Here is a 19,807-nt window from a genome sequence, read left to right as displayed (position 1 = left end):
GAAAGAAAAATTGGTTAGAATGATATATAAAGTGCTGTGCTGTAAATGCGCAGCGGCGGAAGAAATCCGGCAGATTTAAATTCGGGATCCATACCCTTGTATCTGGTTAAGATCAGTACATTCTGTCCTTGAATTGCAAGCCTGCAGCTAAAATTCTTGGTCCATTTTTCGGGCAGCTGATATGACAATGAAATGTTTTTCAACCTAATGTATGAAGCGTCGCTAACTGCAGCATCACTTTGTATATATCTGCTGTTTGCAAGGATTTTGGCGTTGTTGCTATTGCTGTACCCCTGATAAGGACCGTAGTCACTAGGTGACTCCCAGTGATTGGTGACCCCCGACGGCTGGTTAAACATTGTGCCTGGCATTGGATTGGCAAAATTTTCGTTGAAGTTATCCTGTTTCACAAACTGGAACAAAAAATCGAATTCAAGGTTACCGTAGCGAAACTGGTTCTGAAGCCCCCCATAAAACTTCGGGTTTAAGTTTTTTAAAGTCTGTTTATCATCGGCAGCAGTTAACGCACCATCACTATTTACATCTTCGAACTGATAAATGCCTGTTGCAGGATCGAGACCTTTATAATGATATAATTTTATAATATTTAGCGGCATTCCGACAACATATAGATTCTTATATGTTGAGGAAGAAAGATTAGGAAAAGATAGAAGTTCGTTCTTCAGGCTGGTAAAATTAAAATTTGTGGTCCAGCTAAAAATGCTGTTTTTTATATTGACTGTTCGTACCGTCAGTTCTATTCCTTTGTTTTCGACAACAGCGTTAAGATTTGACTGTATAGATTGAAAACCCGTGGTGCCTGGCAACGGTACCCCTACAAGCTGATTGGAGGATTTATTTGTGAACCAAGAAGCTGTTGCAAAAATCCTGTCATTAAAAAACCCTACCTCTACGGCAGCTTCAAACTTTACGTTGCTTTCCCAACCGAAGTCGGCATTATACAACCTGCTTGGCTGCAATCCGGAAATACCAGAGTAGTTAAGCCCTGAAGAGCTGTAGGTATCGAGGAATTGATAATCCCCAATCTGGTCATTCCCGCTTATGCCATAGCTGGAGCGGATTTTTCCGAAACTAAGTAAAGGTATATTTTCTCTTAATGCGTTCTCCTTACTGAAGACCCATGCAGCACCCACTGCTCCGAAGCTGGCAAATTGCTTTCCTGGCCCAAATCTGCTTGATCCGTCACGCCTTCCTGTTAAATTTAGAAGATATTTTCCGTCCCAGTTCAAGTTTATTCTAGTGAAAACAGCATTGTACCGATACAGATTCTGATCACTGTTTTCAACTTTGATACTCGCTGCCGAAGCTGGATTTTCCATTAGACCATTATTGGCAAACCCTGTCGCATTGATCACCTGACGATCGCCTTTCTGCTGCAGGAAAGTACTTCCCAGCAGGACTTCAATAGTCGCCTTTTTAATGCTTTTTTTATAGGATAGCTGGGGCTCACAAATCCATGAGTTTCTGTTAACGAGATTATTGTAAAGTGTTGAAATTTCGCTTCCAAAACCGGAAGAGGGGCTAAAGATGGTATTAGGCTGGAAGTTTAACTGTCTCTGTTTAAGATCTGTGTAACCAAAACTACTGTTCAAGGTTAAACCAAATCCTATATTGTAAGACAGTAATGCATTTGCAAGAAGATCGTATGTGTTTCCTTTTGTTTTTCCCTCAAGAGGAGCTATGGGGTTGTCAAAGGTATTATTTTCCCAGTTAAGATTTCCCGATGCATCATATAAGGCAGGAGCATTTGGCGAGAGCCTTGTCGCAATTTGCGTCAGATCTATAGAGGGAAGGCTACTGAACTGTCCTCCATAAAGTACAGATAAATTAACTTTGAATTTCCCGTCTGCTGATTCATGATCCAGATTCAAATGTCCACCAGCCTTGACATATTCAAATTGTTTTGGGAAAACTGTGGTCTCCCTTGAATAGTTTCCGCTGAATAGGAAATTTGTCTGCGGTGAGCCTCCTGAAATTGAAGCCTGTAAATTCGTATATTCAGCAATACCTCCAATCAGTTGTTTCTGCCAGTTCGTATTGCGGTTCTGGTCCCAAGTACCATTGACGTCGTAGGCGGTGGAAGGATAATTTGTTACGCCGTCATTTGCAAAAGCCTCACGCCGCATGCTCAAATATTGCGGAGTCTTCAAAACATCTTTAAAACGAGTGACCTGTCCGAGTCCATAAACATATGATGAATTAAATGTTGTTTTACCCTCTCTGCCTTTTTTAGTTGAAATTAGCACTACTCCGTTTGCTCCGCGCGAACCATAAATTGCAGTTGCATCGGCATCCTTTAAAACTTCTACAGATTCAATATCTGCAGGGTTTATACTGTTCAGCGGACTATTCTGTGACGGCATATTAGAAGAAGTGACCGTGCTGCCTATGCTCTGAGAGGAATAAGGAACCCCATCAATAATATATAGAGGATCGTTACCATCGTTCCTAATGCTGTTCTGCCCGCGGATTTGAATTGCGAAACCTCCGCCTGGCATGCCAGTATTTTGTGTGATATTTACGCCTGACATTCTTCCCTGCATTGTCGCAAACACGTTAGTGACGGGCTGGTTCTCGATATCTTTTGAAGTAATCCGGGCGATGCTCCCCGTCCGGTCACTCTCCTTTACAGAATAGTAACCAGCATTCACCCGGACTTCCTGTAATGTGGTTGTATCGAACTCCAGAACAATGTTTATTTTAGACTGTGATGAAACGGGAATAAATCTTGTTTTAAAACCTATAAACGAAACAATAAGCGTATCATTAATACTAGCGAAAATTGTGTAGTTACCTGTATAATCAGTTATAGCAGCGGCATTGGGTCTGCCTTTAACGGCAATTGTTACTCCTGGAAGCGGAGAACTTCCGTCCGTGATAACACCTTGAACCTGATTCTGTTGAAAAAAAGAACTGAGACTCCGATTAGAATTTCGGGCTGAAGAAGATGAGAAAGAGAATATCAGTGCCATTAAAAACAGGCAATAAAGCGCTTTCCCATCCTTGTAAAATGAAAAATAATTCATAATATTGGGATTGGTTAATTAAATGGTATTTGATTAGCTACGGTCCTCTGCTCTAGTTTGGTCGCTGCTGCAGAGGGCCATTTTTTATGCATTAAGTAAACGGCTTAACAATCATAATTACCAGTTTTTTACTTCACGTGTAAATAGTTTAAAGGTTCGACGTTAAATGCGAGACTTTAAATAATAAGGGAAAGATTTGCTATGAATTTTATCTGATTGCTATAAAAAAAAGGCATGGAACTCAGCTTATCGAACAGAGGTACTGGCGGCACCAACCACAATAAGTGAGCCCACGCCAATGACGTGAGCATCTTACTTATCCTCTCGTGGTTTAAAAAACGCCAGTTTTCTGTTCGAGATTCAAAGCGAATGCTTCAAATATTTTTAATTGAAGAGTCGCAAAATTAATAAAATCCTATTTAAAATTTCTTTAAATAATTTTTTAGAATTCAAATATATGAAAAAAATCACAAAATTGTCAAATTTGACAATTTTTTTTATTCTAATTGTCTCAATTTCACTTTATGAAGGAGATTAGAAAAAAATATTATATAGCATTTGGTCAGAATTTACAAAGGGTAATGGATTACAATAAAAAGGATGTCATGACTGTTGCTTCTGTTGGAAAGATTGAACTCAAGCAAGTATATAGAGTTTTAAACGGCGAACACGGAGCATCGTTAGGTACGATAATATCAATAGCAAAGGGTCTTGATATTGAACCTAAAGAATTGTTTGATTTTAAATTTGACTTAGAAAAGGAATAATAGAAAGATGCTTCGGCATCTTTTTTTATGATTAATAAAAATTTAAAACAGGTATTTATACGGTAGTAATATCTTTTTTAAAAGAATATTTTGCAACTTATTACTGAGACAGATTATGGAAAACCATAAAATAAAAGAAAAATGGTTTTGTATGTTTGATTTTGAAATTTATACAATGCCGCAAAGCCACCCAAAACAGTACTTATTTAAGCAATTTTATCGCCTAAATAAGTAAGTTATGTAAAACTTTAAAAACCAACAATATGCATATAGATTTAATTAGAGAGAAGATTGCTGAAAAATTAAATGATTCCTTTGATTTTTGGAGTTATTGTTTGACAGATACTAATCCTGGAAATTATGGAGCAGACGAATGGGAAGTTAATGCAATTATGGAAAATATTTATGTTGACATTCCTAAAAGAAAATTCACATTCAAAGATGTAGAATTTAACTTTGATGTTAGACTAAACTCAAGTGGCGAGGATGGTTTTGATGAAAATTTTTTCTTTTTAGTTGATGGAGAAGGAGAATTTGATTTTCCTGAAAGTGGGAAGATCATTTTAAAAGAACTGAAATTAATAACAACTTTAGATTTATATTCTGAAGATTAGCATAGATATATGAAAGAAATTTACAATCAGATAATTGAAAACACTAAGAAGATTTCGGCTGAACAGGATTATTTTAGCCTTCCAAAAATTGAAAACGCTAAAGTAACTACAGAAGATTTAGAAGCAACTGGTGCAACTCTTTTAAAAAGAAAATTCATTATTGAAAATGAAGATGGAAAAATTGAAATATTATATGAGTCAAAAGACAAATGTAGAGTTCATCAAATCAATCCAGATTGGAATAAAATAGAAATTACTTTTAATGGTAAAAATGGTGAAAAAGATACTTTCACCGATGGTTGGTCTGATAAAGTATAAAAAAAACTTCATATAACAGAAGTTTGCAGAAATGGCAAGTTTTGGGCTTAATTTTAATTTGGTTTTGTATTTGGGAAATTTGTCTTTAACCAAAAAATCACACATCTTTATTACCCAACCTCGCCAACTGCCAGAACGTTAGCGATAATTTTAAAGAACATTCGATTTCGAATCAAATTATAAAATGAAAGATAAAATAGTAGATTCTTTGAAAATTGCACAACCAATAAAAGTTAAAATTATTGAAGAAAGTGACAAGATTGATTGGAATATTTGGTTTCTTTTTATTGCAGTATTGTCTCTAATTTCCGCCGTTCTAATTCCTTTTGCACAAAAAAAGTATGAAGAAAGTAAAAGTAAATATGCATTTCATCTTTACGTCAAAAAGAAAATTGGAATTGTTTTTAATTTACTTACTTATGATCGTTTTTCATACAAGCAACCTAAAAATGCGGATAATTTAGATGACTTAAGCTTAACTTTTGACAAAGTAATTTACCGCTTTGAAGAGGATTACAACAAACATAAAAATACAATCCATCCCCTATTCGCATTTGGTATTTTATTAAATTTCCAAAACCTTCTGTTCACTACTAAGAGAATTCAATATTCTTTAAAAGCGATTGATTTGAATAATCTTGACGATAAATCTTTAGAATTTGGAGATAAACTTTCTAAAAAAGAGCATACAAAACTTACTGCCGTATTTTTATTATTGGAACATTATTATACAATTACAACTTTTCACGATAAATTTGATTCTCTACAGTCAGTTAAAAGAGAAATTAAGGACAAAGAATGGATTGGCTTAAAAGTCGAAAATTCCTTATTGAAAAATCAAAATTTAATTCTTGAGGATTTGGCATTTATCAGAGAAAATGAGATTAGTTTAGAAGAAATTCTAAAAATAAATAAATTACTAACTCAAGAACTAAAATCATATTTTAATTTTGAAAAATTGGAGAAGAAAAAACGTAAAAACAATTGACAGAAAAACTATCACTAACAGGTAGTATAACAGATATGGGCAGTTGGCTAATAGAAAGTTAGTTGTGTATTTGAGATGATTTACTTCTCCATTCGCTATCGCTCGGGTGGCAAATCTGAAAATAGGAATTAAATTTAGTCGCTAACGCGCTGCAGTACTACAACATTATCTGCAATTTTACATCGGACATAATGAAAGAAATTGCAAAAAAATATATAAACAGTCTTCCCAAAATCAGGAATTTCACCTGTACACTTTTTAAAGATCTGGATTCTTACAAGCAGCATGGGACAGGTGTTTTTGTAAAAATTGGAACTAAATATTTCCTATTCTCTGCAGCACATGTTTTTGATGATTTTGAAAAATTATTCATACCGATCCAAGAAGGTAAAACATTAATAAAACCTGGTGGAAGAATTATTAAAAATAACCCGGAAAAAGATCGAAAGTCTGATGAATTAGATGTGGCAATTTTAATTTTGGACAATCACTCTGTAAAAGATTTAAGCATTGATTATTCCTTTCTTGAAAGTTCAGATATAGAGATTAATCATTCTTCGGTTGATTTTATGAGTTACATAGTTTTTGGATACCCAAGCAGCTGGTCAAAAAAATCACATTCAAGAAATTCTTTTCACTCAGTTCCGTTTATTGGTATCACAAAATGTGTGAATATAAACGAGTATAAGAAATTAAAAAGAAATGAATATTTAAATCTAATTGTAGAATATGACCGGCAAAACACTCCCAACCTAAAATCGAAATCAATTAGTTATGGTCCTGATTTATTTGGAATCAGCGGATGTGGGCTTTGGTATATAAATTATTCTGATTTGGAAAGCGAACCAAAATTAATTGGAATTATGAATGAGTGGTCGATATCAAATAGAAACAGATTAATCGCAACAAGGATAGATGCCTATACAGAAATACTGCGTAAACAAGGAATAATTGATTTTCAAGAGACGGAATTATTCGGATTTAAGTAAAAACTACAGATAACAGATACCAACAATGTTACTATATTTAAATGCTTATAAAAAGCAGAATATTTCTCCCCAGCCCCGATTGCAGCGGAAATCCTTTTATGCCGGGGTTCGGCAAAAAGATTACTTCACTTACTTTTTTATCTCAATCGGAGTTCAGTGAACTTCGTTTGCAGCGTAAAGCGGGATAAGCTACCTGATAAAAAACACCTCATCATAGCCTCAACGATTAAATTATGGTTTGGCTAAAAATAACATAAACATCCAACAAACAATAAAAGAAAAAAACAATGGGGCCAAAAGCCCCACTATCCACCTTTTACTGTAAAATATCAACAGCAGTATTATTTCTTAGACTCCTCAATAGAAACCTTTCTGAACTCTTTCAAAAGCTTTTCGATTTCCAAAGAGGATTTGCGCGCTCTGGCCCCTGCCGCCTTCACGCCTTTTTCGCATAAAGACTCAGATTCGGTTTTGAATGTTTCGATTTCGGAGTTTATTTTTGCTACTAAATCTTTCATGATACTATTCATTTTTAAATTAAGCAGACAAAAATAGAGTTTTCCCTAAAAACTCCAAACAGCTTATCAAAATAAAGCAGCATAATAAATGTTATAAAACAGTCTGTTTCATTAGGACATCTTATTGAGCTCATCTATAAAAAAAGAAGTCGGGCATCCTGTTTTGGCAAAAAACGCCTGTGCGAATTTCTGGGTGCTGCTGAATCCGCCTTCCTCCGCAAGCGCCTTGTTGGAATATTTCCTTATCTTTTTATCTTCTTTCAATAAAGCTATTATATGATCAATTTTCAGATCGCTGATGTAGTTGACGAACTTTTTTCCTTTGTGGTGCCTTATAATGGCGGAAAGATATTTAGGATTCGAATTGGTGATCGATGCCAACTTTGCCGCATTAAGATCCTTCAGCAGAAACTTCTTGTCGCTTTCAAACTTTTCCAGCTTCCTTAGAATCTGCGCCACGGTCTCACTGTTGATATCCTCAATGCCGCTGGCTCCGTTTTTTCTCTGGGCCCTCTGCACTGAAGCTTTCCTGCCATTAATGGCCTGTTCAAACTTGAGCCTGTAGGTCTTTTTATTGCTGGAATGCCGATGGGCAAAAAATATAATCGCTGAGAAAAGCACCACAATGACCCCGCTGTATATGTAGTCATTGTATTTCCTATTATTGAACAGCTTCTCGATTTTCTGCTTGTCCTCTATCAGCACTTTGGTATCATACACCTTTCGGATCCTGCCGGACAGGTAAACGTACCTGCTGCTGAGCACGCTGTCGGCCTTCAGTAGTTTTTTGATGTAGAAAAGCTCCTTGTTCAGGTCCTGCTTTCCTTTGTAATATTTTATCAGCAGCTCATAATTCTGCCGCAGATCGGGACGGATATAATTTTTATTTTCAAATATCCGGTCCACCTTCATAAAATAGGGGACCGCCCTCTCGGGCTTATGAAGATCCCAGTAGCTTCTTCCCAGATAGAAATAGGCCACCGCTTCATTGGCAAAATCCCTGTTTTTTAAAAGCATCGGAATCGAAGCGTTTATGCTTTTGACGGCATCGGCATAATTGCTTTTAAAATACTGGTTCACCCCTTCGGAGTGGATAAAGTAGTATTTCATTTCATCATTGGAAAGCCTCTCCCCTTCCTTAAGGCCTTCCGCATTGGTCTGCGAGGCCAGCCCATAATTGCCCATCCTGCCGTAGCACAGTCCAAGGGAATGCAGCGAATTCAGGTAGGCCCTCGCATTTTTTCCGCTGAAATATTCAATGCACTGTTTCAGCAGCGGCACGGCCTCATCATAAAACCCCAGATAGTACTTGATCTGCGCAATGTTGTACTTTACCTTATAGACCAGGTAATCATCATTGGTTTTCGAAATAAAGTTATCGGCAATCAGGTAGTGGTCCAGAGCCGATTTGTAGTTCTTCAGCGAATAAAAGACAATGCCTTTCGAGAGATAAGCCGAACCGATAAGGGCATCCTTATCTGCCTTTTTAGCCGCATAGATCATACTGTCTGCGTATACCAGCTTGAGCTTCCCATCGCAGTAATGCACATAGTTTTTGTATCCGTTCAAGATTTCCTCGTCATTTTTTTCTGTTTTTGCCTTACGAAGAAAGCTGGAGAGATAAATCTGCTGCCGCTCGGAGCCTGCTGTCAGCTCAATCTTGTCAAAAAGATAATCATAGGATCTGCCTGAAAGCGTATCACTTTTCTTCGGTTCGTTCCAATTCGCAAAAAGCTGCTGGGTCATCAAGAGCAAAAGAAGGCTGGATCTAAATTTAAGCATAGAGTCAGGATTAAAAATGATACAATACGGGGCAAAAAATGCTTTTCCTTATCAAAATTCCCGAGCTGGAAACCAAAAGCAGGCCATTTGTAAAGAAAGACTTCCAAATATAACGTAATATATTGATAACAAAGGGTTAACATTAAAAAAACATAGTGCCGATTTTCCGAAAATCCATACCTGAAATTCAGAAAATCCACAGCCAAGGGCTTGCAGGGCGGCTTTCATGAGACTAGATTTGCTTTGAATTCACAAGCAAAAAACGGCATCGTGCCGTTTAAGGTTCTGCTTGCCCGGGTGAAATGAACCGGCCCAAAAGGCCGCTCCATTTAACACACTTTAATCATGAAAAAAATTTTAATCGGCATGCTTGCAGCACTTTCTGTGTCATGCGCCAATGAAGATGACTACACACATGAAATTCCAATTTCCAAATCAGCCGAAAATGAGCTGCTGTCCAAAAAAACCGTGCAGGTGAATCCTGAAAACCCAGCCAACGCATATGACATGGCGGGGAGAATCCACAATGAGATACTCAACGCTTATCTTTCCTGCACGATTTCGGACAGCACCATCAATGCTGTCAGCTCCAAGATCGATTCCATATCATATCTGAACACAGATCTGCAGAACCTTCCATCCCCTGCTGCGCCCAATTTCCAGCAGATACAGCAGATTGTCTCTTCGCCGCAGCTGCAGCTCGAGCAGATTCTTGCAGGTTCCCCCATGTCGGCCGCAGCAAAAAACAGCCTGTCCCAATTCATGTCTTGGGTTCCAGCCTGGCAGGGCTATCCCTACGGCGATGTGCATTCGCAGATTATCTCTTTTGAAGCAGGTATTATAAATAATGTCCAGTTTACGGCTGAAGAAAAAAGGATAATCCTCACCTCATCGGCCATTGCAAGGCATTCGCTCTATTTTGAATCAGAACGCAAGGATAAGGACTGGGAAACCTCCGTGGGCAACAGGGTCGGTGCAGTACAGGGAGCGCTGAGCAATTCCGCTACCGCGGTTGCCAGCTCACTGCTTGCAGGAATTCTCAGCAGAAACTAAAAAATAAAAAAAATGGACTGGATCATACCTTTTGAAAAGCGGATCGTATACGGCTTTTACGTATTTCTGATTGTTTTGAATCTGGCGGCTATATACTTTATACTGACCATACTGTTTAATAATGAGCCTCGCTGCATCTCCTTTACTGAGACGCCCCCGATTGATTCTGCAAGGAAATTAGTGTATCTGCTTTTCATCAATATGATGTCAAATCTGCTGTTTGTCTGTGTGAGCATGATAGCAAAATTATACCGTTAGCGGCATGGAACGTTCAATTTAAATAAAAGGCTTTGATATTTAAGAAATCAAATTATAAGACGCAGGGTATTGCGTTGTGCGTTTTTGAAAATCTAATTTCCGCAAACGCTTTCAAGGATTTAATTCCAGAGCAGCACTCGACGGTCCTCATCGTAAACTCAGGTGCCGCCGCCATCAGCATCAACAGCAGGACGATACACTTATTTGCCAGTGAACTGATAGCCATTCCCAAGAGATCAGACTTCGAGGTTGTGATGATGAGCACGGAACTGTGCGTATCCATACTGTCATTTACATCAGAATTTGCATTTGAAAACAGCATCAGGTGGCCCCATATCGGGTATTTTAATTTTTTCACCGCCAGATACGCGTCCAAAATTTTCCTGAAGAAAAAGGAACTTAAGAATCTCATGGATCTGCTGCTGTTGGCAGGCACGAGGCTGGAATTATCAAACTCGCGGGTTTTCAAAAAGGAACTCATCCTTTTGAGCTTCAACCTTTTTTTATATGAGCTCGCCAGTCTGTACTACAGAAGTTCCTGGCTTGAAAAGACCAGATATTCCGCTGCGGAAAAAACAGCCGTCCATTTTTTCAGATTAGTTGAGCTCCACTGCAGAGAACAGCACAGCGTAAGGTTTTACGCAGATGCCCTGAACATTTCCTCAGGGCATCTTACTAAAACCATCAAACTGGTTACAGAGATAACGGCCAAGCAGTGCATTGAAAACGCGCTGGTTCTTGAAGCCAAAATTCTGCTTCAGAATAATGATTTAACCATTCTAAATGTTTCGGAAACACTACGATTTGCAAACACTTCTTTCTTTAGTAATTTTTTTAAAAGACATACCCAGATGTCTCCTTCCGAATATCGATTAAAATTACATTCCACCTACTGACTTGGCCTGACCAGGATTGAAATGTTCTGCAGTTTAAATTTAAATACTCCTGCTAATGAATCAGGAGCGGTATTTACTAAAAAATGAAGACATGACGCAACCCTATCTATTGGAATGGCTGGATGCTATGGTTACACTTAATCTAAATCCCAGAAAGAATAATTTTATAGAGCTGACCCAGCAGCAGTCCAAAGAAATAATGGAAAAGGCTGTCCTGGAAACCCAGCTGATCCAGTCCAAGATGACTATTCAGGTTTTCTCGCTCACCAAAGAAAAAAAGATAAAAGTGCTTATAGGAAACTATCACAGCTCACTGGTCAATCTTTGGAACAGCCTGATGCTCATAGAAAAGACAAATGGTCCTAAACAGAACAGCCATCGAAAAGTGATCAGCACCCTGATGTCCTGTCTGGATGAACTCTTGAATTTCATGGAATCCCGATTTGACCAGTTTCTAAGCCAGGATGCAAGAATGCCAGGGCTTTATGCGGCATCGGTAAAGAAAAAGCTGAAAAAGAAGATCGGCCTTCTGGCGGGCAGAACGCAGTTTCATTCCTGCAGCAAAACAGCTTCTGAAATTGTTTTCAGCGAATTATACCGATTTGCAAACTCATCGAAAAATGAAAAAATCACGTTTCGGGACGTTATGTATAGAAAGCAGCTGATCAAAAAACTGGAATCCTTAAAATTAAATCATAGAGAAAACAGCCTGTTTAGTGATCTGGATGAAGTTCTCATACATCTCAACTTCAACAGTCCCCTTTATCTTAACTATCTGACCAGCCTGCTGTCAGCTAATATAAACGAGTGCGAAAGTTTAAAAGAAAAAAGGGAGCGCCTGCTTCTTTATTCCAAGGAACTGAATAAGATATACACCAACAGCACTATTTCCCTGTATAAAAATTATCCCGACCTAAGAAAATTAATCCACCAGTGGTTTGAGCAGGAACTGCTGTTTTTAGAGAAAGAACAGCAGTTTGCTGCTGAGGAAACCTCAGCTGTGCTTAAAATCGAAAGCCCTGCATTGCCAAAGCCTGCCGTAAAGGACGAAGATAAGGTTACCTGCCGGCTGTCAACCGACCAGACGGCTCTCATATTAAGAGCTTCACAGGAATTAAATGTTCTGGTTTCCAAATCGATGAACCAGCTCTTTAAAAAAATAGTTCCATTTCTTTCCACTCCCAGCAAGAGCACCCTTTCTTATGACTCCATGAGAAGCAAGGCCTATTCGATAGAGGAACGCGACAAGGAAATTGCGATTGAAACCCTCGAGAATATCATTAAAAAAATCAGGAACTACTAAAACTTCTGAGTTTTTCCTTCCTAAAACCCCAATATTGCATAAGCAGGTATTGGGGCTGCTTCTTTCTAAGAAAAAGCAATATTAAACGCTCTGCTAAAAAAAATTTATAAGCCAAACTCTTCTAATTAATTAAAACTTATTTTTTTTATTTTTTTTCTCCTGATTTTACTGCGGGTCCAGCAGGGTACAGCCGGGGTACAGCAAAAAGCTGGACTTGTACGCTCTAAGTTCTAGTCGTTCCTTTGACCCGTAGAATAAATCATATCTGATTCAGATAAACATGATTTATAGAAATGAGAAAAATGTCGAACGATAAATGATGATGACTATGTTTACAAATGTTTCATGGAACAGCTATCTAACTGTAATAGGTACAGCGGTAATAATCTGGTATTTATTTATAGTGCTAAAATTTTACAGCGGAGATTTAAAAAAAATCTTCTCAGGGGAAAAGAAACTAAAACTCCCCTCTTTCAAAAACAATATTCAAAATACAAGGGAAGCAAAATCAATAAAAGAATCCTTCTCGGAATCATTTGACACTTTAGATGATGCAGAACAGCTTTCATCCCGCATACAGCAGGCTGCTGCAGAAAGTGCAGAAAAAGGCTTATCAAAAGAACAGTTTCAAAACTACTTAAGAATGCTTCTTGAAGAATATCCTTATGTGAAGATTTCTTCACTTAGAGAAAGCATCAACAAACTGATGGTTTCCGAATCTGAAAAATACCCTGCTCTGCATTTGACTTTAAGCGAGGCAGACAGTCTCTGGGAAGAATCAGTTTTCTAAAATCCAGCAGAGGAATCACCCCCGTTCTCTCTGGTGCGGTATGGCTTTATGTGACAAGGAAATAGAGCTGTAACGGCGGTATTCCTCTGCTTTTTAATAACGAAATAACTTTAAAAATGATGTATGATGAAAAAATGTAGCTGGAAATTAAAGTGTTTTTGGAAAAAGAATAAAGTGCAGGCCACTTCAATTCTTTTATTGCTGCTAATTAATGGCAAGGGTTACGCACAGGACGGCGTGGCAGGCATTAATGAAGCAAACCAGAAAGTGAGAAGCTATTTTGATGCGGGCACTGAACTCATGTATGCAGTAGGTGCCATCCTCGGCCTGATAGGCGCAGTTAAGGTGTATCAGAAGTGGAATGCGGGTGATCCTGATACAGGAAAAGTCGCTGCAGCCTGGTTTGGAAGCTGTGTATTTCTAGTTGTGGTGGCAACCGTAATTAAATCCTTCTTTGGGGTTTAGCAAATTAGATATGATGGGCAACAGTGTTTACCACATTAATAAAGGAATCAATCAGAGCATTGAATTCAAAGGGCTTAAGGCACAGTACATCTGGTATCTTGGCGGAGGCGTTGTTGCACTTATGATTGTGTTTGCTATCATGTATATCATCGGTCTGCCTTCTCTTGTATGTGTTGGTTTGATTGGAACAGCAGGAGCATTTCTTGTCTTCAAGATTTATAGAATGAGCAATAAATACGGTGAGTATGGAATGATGAAAGCTCTTGCGAGAAAACAGATTCCAAAGCATATCAAGGTTTATAGCAGGGATATTTTTATAAGAGATAGCTATAAGACGTTAGAAGTAAAATGAAAGAAAGATGGAGAAGAGGATGGAAAATATACTGCCGATTATGGCAGTGGAACATGATTGCATTTTATCAAAACAGGGAGATGCAACAATAGTTTTTAAAGCAGAGCTTCCAGAGATTTTTACATTATCCGATCAGGAGTACGAAGCTTTTCACCAGTCATGGATTAAAGCCATTAAAGTTCTTCCTAAGTTCTGCGTTTTTCATAAGCAGGACTGGTTTTTAGAAAGCACGTATAAAGCTGATTTCTTGGGAGATGACAGCAGTTTTTTGACCAGAAGCAGTGAACGTTTTTTCAACGAAAGACCTTTCTTAGAGCATTCCTGCTTTATAATGCTGACCAAGAAACCGCAGGGAAGAAAGAGCTCAAGCTCCCTTTTTTCCAATCTGCTAAGAAGCTCCATTGTTCCCGAAGATGTTCTAAGCCCGCAGCTTCTTGAGGATTTTGAAGATGCCTGCGGACAGTTCAAGAGAATTATGGAAGACGGCGGTTTTGTCAAGCTGGCAAGACTGAAAAATGAAGCGCTTAAAAGCGAGAGCAGAAAAATTGGCCTGATCGAAAAGTACTGCTTCTTATCTGAAAGGGAGGATTCATTTGTTTTTAATGATATCAAATTTGAAGAAGGTTTATCAGTCGGCGACAAACACTGCCAGCTGTTCACTCTGGGAGATGCCGCTGATCTGCCGGCTTTATGCGGATCCAGAATCAACTTTGACCGTTATTCGACGGATAAAACCAAGTTCAGTGTCGGCTTTGCCTCCACTCTCGGCCAGCTCTTATCCTGCAATCATATTTATAATCAGTACCTGTTTATTGAAGATGCCCAGAAAACAATCCAAAAACTTGAAAGCAAGAGATTAAGGCTCCAGTCTTTATCAGCCTACAGCAGGGAAAATATGATTGCAAGGGATGCCACAAATGACTTTTTAAATGAAGCTCTCTCCCAGCAGAGACTTCCGATTAAAGCACATTTTAATGTGCTATGCTGGAGCACAGATAAGGAAGAGCTTAAGGATATTAAAAATAAAGTCTCCTCTGCCCTTGCGCAGATGGATGCGGCAGCGAAGCAGGAAACTGTCGGAGCGCCACAGATCTACTGGGCGGGAATCCCGGGAAACGCGGCGGACTTCCCTATAAATGAAACCTTTGACACGTTCACCGAGCAGGCTGTGTGTTTTCTGAATATGGAAACCGGTTACAGATCATCGCTCAGTCCCTGCGGAATAAGACTTGGCGACCGTCTGACGGGAAAACCTGTCCACGTGGATATCAGCGATGAACCCGTCAAAATGGGAATCTGCACCAACAGAAACAAATTTATTCTGGGGCCTTCGGGAAGCGGCAAGTCCTTTTTTACCAATCATATGGTGAGAAGCTATTATGAACAGGGAACGCATATTGTACTGGTGGATGTCGGACACAGCTACAAGGGGCTCTGCGATATGGTCAGCGGCTACTATTTTACGTATGATGAAAAAAATCCTATCCGCTTTAATCCGTTCTATATTTCAGAGGGAGACAATCTGGATACTGAGAAAAAAGAAAGCATTAAAACCCTGCTACTGGCACTCTGGAAAAAAGACGATGAAACCTTTAACCGAAGCGAATATGTGGCGCTTTCCAATGCGCTTCAGATGTATTATGAAAAAATGGAGATTAATGCTGATATATTTCCCTGCTTTAACAGCTTTTATGAGTTTCTAAAAGATGATTTTGTTTCCATTCTGGAAAGCGACAAGGTTAAGGAAAAAGACTTTGACGTTAATAATTTTCTCTATGTGCTGCGTCCTTACTACAAAGGCGGCGAGTTTGACTATCTCTTGAATGCAACCGAAAATCTAAACCTCTTGAAGGAAAGATTTATAGTATTTGAACTCGACAATATCAAGGACCATCCTATTCTTTTTCCAGTGGTAACCATAATCATCATGGAAGTCTTTATCAACAAGATGCGCAAACTGAAAGGCATCCGAAAAATGATTTTAATTGAAGAAGCCTGGAAAGCTATTGCCAAGGAAGGGATGGCGGAATATTTACGGTATTTATTTAAGACCGTTCGTAAATTCTTTGGAGAAGCTATAGTAGTGACCCAGGAAGTTGAAGATATTATTTCTTCACCTGTGGTGAAACAGGCCATCATCAACAACAGTGACTGCAAGATCCTGCTGGACCAGAGCAAGTACCAGAATAAATTTGACCAGATACAGGAGCTTCTCGGTCTTACCGACAAAGAAAAAGCACTGGTGCTTTCGGTAAATAAAGCCAATGATCCCGCAAAGAAATACAAAGAAGTTTTTATCTCTCTGGGAGGAATGCTTTCAAAAGTTTACAGGACAGAGGTGTCGCTGGAGGAATATCTTGCCTACACAACAGAGGAAAGCGAGAAAGTGAAAATGAACGCGTACGCCCAAAAGTTCGGCGGCGACATCAGAAGGGGAATTGCCGCTATGGCTCAGGAAATGCGAAATGGAAATTAATGAAAAGGAAATATGAAAACAAAAATCACGGCCTGTCTGATCTGCCTGCTGCTAATCAGCACTCCGGCCAGACCGGCTGAAAAAACTGCGGCACTGCCCATTCTTGAAATAGTAAAAGCAGTAACCAAAAAAGTAATCAAGGCAATCGATCTGCGGATCCAGAAACTGCAGAATAAAACGATATGGCTTCAGAACGCGCAGAAGCAGGTCGAAAATGTCCTCTCTAAATTAAAACTCGACGAAATCTCAGACTGGACGCAAAAACAGAAAGATCTCTATAAAGGATATTATGAAGAGCTGGCGAAGGTAAAATCCATTATCACCTATTACCAGAGGATAAAGGAAATTACAAAAAAACAGACCAGACTCATCGAAGAATATGAAAGAGCGTGGAACCTTTTTAAAAGAGACACCCATTTTAAAGAAAGTGAGATTGCGTACATGGAGCGTGTCTACACTGGAATTCTGGAGGAAAGCGTAAAGAATATTGACCAGATCTTTTTGATCTTGGAATCCTTCACAACCCAGATGAGCGATCTGAAAAGACTCGAGATAATCAATAAAGCCGGGGACCAGATTGATGCCAATTACGATGACCTCACCATGTTTAACCAGCAGAATATGCTGCTGAGCCTCCAGCGGGCCAAAACGGAAGCAGATGTAAATAGAGTAAAACAATTTTACGGAATTCCATAATTTAAAAACAATCATCATGAAAAAACTGTTTTTTATATTCTCGATGCTTATCATTTTCCCTCTGGAAATACAGGCTCAGGCAAAGCAGAGAAAAGAACTCCTGCTTCAGATTGCCGCGCTTCAGGTGTATATCGATTATGCTAAAAAAGGATATTCCGCTGTGTCAAAAGGACTGAATTTTATTGGTGATGCCAAAAAAGGCGAAGTAAATCTCCACAGTGATTATTTCACATCGCTTTTAAAAATTAATCCAAAAGTCAGAAACTATTATAAAACCGCTGAAATTATTTCAATGCAGCTGAAAATAATCAAAATGTATAAAAGGACTTCTGCAGATCTAAAAACAGCAGATTTATTTCACGGCAGCGAACTGGATTACATAGAAAGGTCGTTTGAAAGACTGCTGCAGAACTGCGGCGACACACTGGAACAGCTTCTGGCAGTCACTACCGATGCCAAATTAGAACTAAAAGACGACCAGAGAATTGAACGTATTGACGCGCTGCATGAAACAATGCTGGAAGATTACAATTTCTGCATTTCTTTCAGCAGTGATGCCAGACTGCTGTCTGTATCCAAGGCAGCAGAAAAAAAGGACTCTAAAAATACAAGCGTTGTTTACGGATTATAAATTAAAAATCATGAAAAAAATACTGGTTTTAGGGCTGATTATCACCTTTTCGATTATTCCTGAAAAAGCACATGCCCAGTCAGCAGAGATACAGCAGCTGATTCTCAACATTGAAAAACTATCGCAGTTCAAAAAGATTCTCAGCGATATGAAAAAGGGATACGAGCTGCTTTCAGGAGGATACAAGACGGTTAAGGATATGTCGCAGGGAAACTTCAGCCTTCATAAAACCTTTCTGGATGCCCTGATGCAGGTCAGCCCGATGGTAAAAAATTACAAAAAAGTTGGCGAAATTATCAATTATCAGGTCCTGCTCGTCAAAGAAAGCAGAAACGGACTGAGCAGATTCTCAAAAAGCGGGAACTTCAATGAAAAGGAGCTGAAGTACTTTGAATCCGTTTACCGCAATATTTTGAACCTGAGCCTTCGCAATCTTGATGAGCTTACTATGGTGGTTACAGCAGACAAGCTGAGAATGTCAGATGATGAACGGCTTGAAGCGGTTGATGCTATTTTTCTTGAGATGCAGGATAAACTGCTGTTTCTGCGGGATTTTAATGCCTCTTCAAACATACTGCTGCTGCAGCGGGAAAAAGAAAAAAATGATGTGCTTGCTTCTAAAGGCCTTCAGCAATTAAAAAATTAAGGATATGAAACTTTCATTAAAAAACAAAAGCAGAATTCCCTTTATAGTTCTGTTCCTGCTGCCTTTTTTGACAAGGGCTCAGGGATTAGGCGATGATATGCAGAGCCTTCATTCCATTCTAGACCAGCTTTACGACGAAATGATGCCTTTGTGCAGCAATCTTCTGGCAGTGGGACAGGGAATCGCAGGATTCGGCACAATCTGGTATATCGCTTCCAGAGTTTGGAGGCACATAGCAAGCGCCGAACCGATTGATTTCTATCCGCTGTTCCGTCCCTTTGTAATCGGATTCTGCATCATGATTTTCCCGTCTGTCCTTGCTCTTATCAACGGGGTTATGAAACCCACAGTTACGGCAACTGCCGCTATGGTAACAGGATCCAATAATGCAGTTGCGGTCCTCTTAAAAGAAAAAGAAAAGGCTATTAAAGAAACAGATCCCTGGAAAATGTATGTTGGTGCAGCGGGTGCCGGGGACCGGGACAGATGGTATAAATACACCCATGAGGGAGCCGACCCCTCAGATGAGAGCATGCTGGCAGGAATAGGCAATGACATCAAATTTGCAATGGAAAAGGCTTCTTACAGTTTTAGAAACTCAGTCAAGGAATGGCTGAGCGAGGTACTGAGAGTTTTGTTCGAGGCCGCTGCCTTATGCATTGATACACTCAGAACATTTCAGCTGGTTGTCCTCTCCATACTGGGGCCGCTCGTTTTTGGAATAGCGGTCTTTGACGGATTTCAGCATACCCTTACTGTCTGGCTGGCAAGATATATCAATATTTATCTGTGGCTGCCGGTTGCCAATATATTCGGCAGCATTATAGGCAAGATACAGGAACTGATGCTCAAACTGGATCTATCCCAGGTGCAGGCTACCGGTGATACCTTTTTCAGCAGGACCGATATGTCTTATTTAATTTTTATGATAATCGGCATTATAGGGTACTTCACTGTGCCATCGGTTGCCAATTACATTGTCCATGCAGGAGGCGGCGGCGCCCTGGCCCAGAAAACCACAACCCTATTCAGCACCTCAGCAAGTTCAGCGGTTTCCAAGACATCACAGGGAACCGCAATGGTTCTGGATTCAATGGGAAATGCCGCGGGAAGGATGTCGCAGAGCATGTCTGCCTCCTCCTCCTCTGCTCCTTATTTTGAGGAGAAAGGAAATTATATGAGCGAGAGGCTCAAAGGAAATTCAAAACAAACTTAAAT

19 protein-coding genes are annotated in these 19,807 nt (G+C 39.3%); 16 read left to right on the top strand and 3 right to left on the bottom strand.

The features are described from left to right. Positions 1–14: 14 nt before the first annotated feature. Positions 15–3,047 carry a SusC/RagA family TonB-linked outer membrane protein gene (locus tag ACWA1F_RS05010; protein WP_456892083.1) on the bottom strand — a complete coding sequence of 1,011 codons (3,033 nt, stop codon included), beginning with the start codon at positions 3,045–3,047 and terminating at the stop codon, positions 15–17. Positions 3,048–3,571: 524 nt separating this feature from the next. Here ACWA1F_RS05010 and ACWA1F_RS05005 point away from each other — a divergent pair. From ACWA1F_RS05005 to ACWA1F_RS04985, 5 genes are all read left to right on the top strand, one after another. Continuing rightward, positions 3,572–3,814: a helix-turn-helix domain-containing protein gene (locus tag ACWA1F_RS05005; protein ID WP_456892081.1), complete on the top strand. Its 243-nt coding sequence runs from the start codon at positions 3,572–3,574 to the stop codon at positions 3,812–3,814. Positions 3,815–4,077: 263 nt separating this feature from the next. Further along, complete coding sequence (locus ACWA1F_RS05000; RefSeq protein ID WP_456892079.1) at positions 4,078–4,428, top strand: hypothetical protein; 351 nt, start codon at positions 4,078–4,080, stop codon at positions 4,426–4,428. Positions 4,429–4,437: 9 nt separating this feature from the next. Continuing rightward, positions 4,438–4,746 carry a hypothetical protein gene (locus tag ACWA1F_RS04995; RefSeq protein WP_456892077.1) on the top strand — a complete coding sequence of 103 codons (309 nt, stop codon included), beginning with the start codon at positions 4,438–4,440 and terminating at the stop codon, positions 4,744–4,746. A gap of 184 nt (positions 4,747–4,930) precedes the next feature. Further along, entirely contained in the window at positions 4,931–5,734 is an 804-nt protein-coding gene (locus tag ACWA1F_RS04990) for a hypothetical protein (RefSeq protein WP_456892075.1), read from the top strand. 191 nt (positions 5,735–5,925) lie between these two features. Continuing rightward, the gene (locus ACWA1F_RS04985; protein WP_456892073.1) at positions 5,926–6,723 is read left to right on the top strand and encodes a hypothetical protein; all 798 of its coding nucleotides are present in this window, start codon (positions 5,926–5,928) and stop codon (positions 6,721–6,723) included. Between the two features lie 341 nt (positions 6,724–7,064). Here the strand turns inward: ACWA1F_RS04985 and ACWA1F_RS04980 are convergent, their stop codons facing one another. Further along, on the bottom strand, positions 7,065–7,241 hold the full coding sequence (locus tag ACWA1F_RS04980) for a histone H1 (RefSeq protein ID WP_456892071.1): 177 nt from the start codon (positions 7,239–7,241) through the stop codon (positions 7,065–7,067). 111 nt (positions 7,242–7,352) lie between these two features. Continuing rightward, positions 7,353–9,023, bottom strand: a complete 1,671-nt coding sequence (locus ACWA1F_RS04975; RefSeq protein WP_456892069.1) for a tetratricopeptide repeat protein — start codon at positions 9,021–9,023, stop codon at positions 7,353–7,355. Between the two features lie 345 nt (positions 9,024–9,368). Here ACWA1F_RS04975 and ACWA1F_RS04970 point away from each other — a divergent pair, with 345 nt between their 5' ends. From ACWA1F_RS04970 to traJ, 11 genes are all read left to right on the top strand, one after another. Beyond that, positions 9,369–10,076, top strand: a complete 708-nt coding sequence (locus ACWA1F_RS04970; RefSeq protein ID WP_456892067.1) for a hypothetical protein — start codon at positions 9,369–9,371, stop codon at positions 10,074–10,076. A 290-nt stretch (positions 10,077–10,366) separates the two neighbouring features. Then, positions 10,367–11,230 (top strand): helix-turn-helix domain-containing protein, encoded by an 864-nt coding sequence (locus ACWA1F_RS04965; RefSeq protein WP_456892065.1) that lies wholly within the window; start codon positions 10,367–10,369, stop codon positions 11,228–11,230. 55 nt (positions 11,231–11,285) lie between these two features. After that, positions 11,286–12,533, top strand: coding sequence for a hypothetical protein (locus ACWA1F_RS04960; RefSeq protein WP_456892063.1), 1,248 nt, complete (start codon positions 11,286–11,288; stop codon positions 12,531–12,533). Positions 12,534–12,861: 328 nt separating this feature from the next. Beyond that, positions 12,862–13,323 (top strand): hypothetical protein, encoded by a 462-nt coding sequence (locus ACWA1F_RS04955; RefSeq protein ID WP_456892061.1) that lies wholly within the window; start codon positions 12,862–12,864, stop codon positions 13,321–13,323. 126 nt (positions 13,324–13,449) lie between these two features. Further along, positions 13,450–13,788, top strand: coding sequence for a DUF4134 domain-containing protein (locus ACWA1F_RS04950; protein WP_456892601.1), 339 nt, complete (start codon positions 13,450–13,452; stop codon positions 13,786–13,788). Between the two features lie 10 nt (positions 13,789–13,798). Continuing rightward, entirely contained in the window at positions 13,799–14,140 is a 342-nt protein-coding gene (locus ACWA1F_RS04945) for a DUF4133 domain-containing protein (protein ID WP_456892059.1), read from the top strand. 7 nt (positions 14,141–14,147) lie between these two features. Further along, entirely contained in the window at positions 14,148–16,616 is a 2,469-nt protein-coding gene (locus ACWA1F_RS04940) for a TraG family conjugative transposon ATPase (RefSeq protein WP_456892057.1), read from the top strand. A 12-nt stretch (positions 16,617–16,628) separates the two neighbouring features. Continuing rightward, a complete protein-coding gene (locus ACWA1F_RS04935; protein WP_456892055.1) occupies positions 16,629–17,312 on the top strand; it encodes a conjugal transfer protein TraI in 684 nt (227 codons plus the stop codon). A gap of 16 nt (positions 17,313–17,328) precedes the next feature. After that, a complete protein-coding gene (locus ACWA1F_RS04930) occupies positions 17,329–17,943 on the top strand; it encodes a hypothetical protein (RefSeq protein WP_456892053.1) in 615 nt (204 codons plus the stop codon). 10 nt (positions 17,944–17,953) lie between these two features. Beyond that, positions 17,954–18,589 carry a TerB family tellurite resistance protein gene (locus tag ACWA1F_RS04925; protein ID WP_456892051.1) on the top strand — a complete coding sequence of 212 codons (636 nt, stop codon included), beginning with the start codon at positions 17,954–17,956 and terminating at the stop codon, positions 18,587–18,589. Positions 18,590–18,593: 4 nt separating this feature from the next. Further along, the gene (gene traJ / locus ACWA1F_RS04920; RefSeq protein WP_456892049.1) at positions 18,594–19,805 is read left to right on the top strand and encodes a conjugative transposon protein TraJ; all 1,212 of its coding nucleotides are present in this window, start codon (positions 18,594–18,596) and stop codon (positions 19,803–19,805) included. The last annotated feature ends 2 nt before the right edge of the window (positions 19,806–19,807 follow it).

The organism is Flavobacterium erigeronis (genome assembly GCF_054075165.1).
This window is presented reverse-complemented; position numbering and strand designations above follow the sequence as displayed.